The following is a 2,732-nucleotide window of genomic DNA, read 5'->3' as shown; positions in this document are numbered from 1 at the left end:
TCCATCCAAGTCGTCGCCCGCGCCCGCCGCGTCGGCATCCGCATCAACCCCCGCCAACTCTTCGAACACCCCACCATCGCCCAACTCGCCCCCCACGCTGTGCTCTTCGGCACCGACGGGGACGGCGCCGGGGCGGACGGCACGGCCGGTGCGGACACGGACGACGCCGGCGAGAGCCCCGCGGAGCTCGACACCTCGCTGATGCCCGCCGAGGCACTCGCGGCCCAGGAGCAGACCTCGGGGCCGCTGCACGCCGTCTGGCCGATGTCCGGACTCCAGCAGGGCATGCTCTACCACGCCCTGGCCGAACCGGAGTCGGAGGCGTACACCGAGCAGCTGGTGTGCACCCTGCGCGGCGACATCGACCCGGCCGCCCTCCTGGAAGCGTGGTCCACGGCCATCGGCAGACACCCCTCGCTGCGCGCCCACTGCGCCTGGGAGGAGGTGGAGCGTCCACTGCTCGTCGTCCCGCGGACGGTCGTGGTGCCCACCGCCCACGAGGACTGGACCCGCGACGGCGGCGACGAGCACGGGGGCACCGTCGAGGAACGGATGAGCCGTTTCCTGGCCGCCGACCGCTCCGCCGGGTTCGAACTCAGCAGCGGCCCGCTCGTGCGGCTTTCCCTGCTGCGGACGGCGGAGGACCGGTGGACGCTGGTATGGACCCACCACCACCTGCTCATCGACGGCTGGTCGCTGCCGGTCGTCGCCGGTGAGGCGTTCGAGCTGTACGCGGCGGCCCGCGCGGGCACCCCGGCCGCGCTCGGCCCGGCCCCGGACTACGGCACGTTCGTCCGCTGGAGCGAGCAGCGCGACCGGAGCGAGGACGAGGCGTTCTGGCGCGGACAGCTCGGCGGCTTCGCCGACCCGGCGCTGCTGAAGCCCGGTTCGGTCGGCCCGGCGGCCGGCTCCGGCACCGAACGCGTCGAGCGCTTCGAGCCCGCACTGCGGCTGAGCGCCGAGTCCAGTGAGAGCGTCCGCGAGACCGCCCGCGAACTGGGCATCACCGTGGCCGCCCTGGTGCACGCCGCGTGGGCGCTGGTGGTGGCCGGGCGCACCGGCGCCCGCGATCTCACCGTCGGCAGCGTGCTCTCCGGACGGCCCGCCGAGATCGAGGGCATCGAGCAGACCGTCGGCCTCTTCGTCAACACGCTGCCGCTGCGTGTGCAGATGAACGACGACGAGCAGGTCGGCGACTGGCTGCGCTCCGTCCACCGTTCCCTCCAGGACCTGGCGGAGCACCAGCACACCCCGCTCGCCGAGGTGACGGCCTGCGCGGGCGTGCCAGTCGGCGCCCAGCTCTTCGATTCCATCGTGGTCGTCGAGAACTATCCCTTCGAGAGCTTCACCGCCGACGGCTTCACGGTGGAGGACGGCAGGCTGCTGGAGCACACCAACTACCCGGTGAGCCTCCAGATGCTGCCGGGTGACCGGCTGCACCTGCGTGTCTGCGTCGACCCGGCCGCGTTCGACGCGGAGGGTGCCGAGTGGTTCGCGGACGAGCTGGAGCGGGTCCTGGGAACGCTCACCGACGACTTGACGGCGCCGCTGCACGGCCTGGGTGTCGGCGCGTCCGACGTGCCCGAGTCCTGGTCGGGCGCGGACGTCCCCCCGCACAGAGGTGTGCCGCTGGTGCACACCGCGGTGCTCAGGCACGCCCGCAACGCGCCCGGGGACGTGGCGCTGCTCGACGACGAGAGCACCTGGACCTACGGCGAACTCGCCCGCGCCTCCGCCGTTCTGGCCGTGCGCCTGCGGGAGGCGGGAGTGGGCCCCGAGTCGGTGGTCGGGCTCTGCCTTCCGCGCGGCGTCCTGATGGGCGCCGGGATGCTCGCGGTGCTCCGCGCGGGCGGCGGCTGGCTCACCCTCGACCCCGACTATCCGGCCGGGCGGCTGCGCCTGATGGCCGAGGACTCCGGCTGCCGGGTCGTCGTGCGCGGCGGGGGCGTCCCGGCCGGGACGCTCGACGCCGCGCTCCCGGACGGTACGACCGTCCTGGACCTCGACGCGCTGGACCTGACCGCCGATGTGGACGCCTCCTGTCCGGCGGATCTGGACCAGGCCGAGGACGGGGATCTGGCGTACCTCATCTACACCTCGGGCTCCACCGGCAGACCCAAGGGCGTAGCGGTCACCCACGGGCAGATCGCCGCCCATCTCCGGCAGGTCGAGGACGCGTTCGGGCTCACCGCCCGTGACCGCGCGATGGTCTTCGGCTCGTTCTCCTTCGACAGCAGCGTCGAGCAGCTCTTCGCCCCTCTGGTGATCGGCGCGTCCACCGTGGTGCGGCCCACCGGTCTGCTGGACGCGCACGACCTGCTGTCCTTCCTCGCCCGGAAGGGCGTGAGCGTCTTCAACCCGCCGACGGGCATGTGGCGGCAGATGGCCGGGGTGCTCGGGAACGGCGCCGTGCTGCCCGAGGAGCTGAACGTCCGGCTGACGATCGTCGGCGGCGACGCCATGCCCGCCGCCGAGGCCGGCCTGTGGCGGAAGACCGTGGGCGGCCGGGTGCTCAACGCCTACGGGCCCACCGAGGCGGTCGTCACGGCGACGGTCCACGACGTGACGTGCGGGGAGGAGACGGAGACCGGCGTCGAGCCGGTGGGCCGCCCGCTGCCGGGCCGAACCGTGTTCGTACTGGACGAGGGGTTGCGTCCGGTGGCGGTGGGCGTGGTCGGTGAACTCTTCCTCGGCGGCGCGGGCGTCGCCCGCGGCTACACCGGACGCGGCGC

The 2,732-nt window shown here is 73.6% G+C and carries 1 protein-coding gene; it reads left to right on the top strand.

From position 1 onward, the window contains the following. Window positions 1–2,732, top strand: a 2,732-nt coding sequence (locus tag H343_RS0124615) for a condensation domain-containing protein (protein ID WP_028433288.1), incomplete at both ends; no start/stop codon positions are given.

The organism is Streptomyces sp. TAA204 (assembly GCF_000424965.1).
Note: the sequence above shows the minus strand (reverse complement) of the source record. Positions and strands in the feature narration are given on the sequence as shown.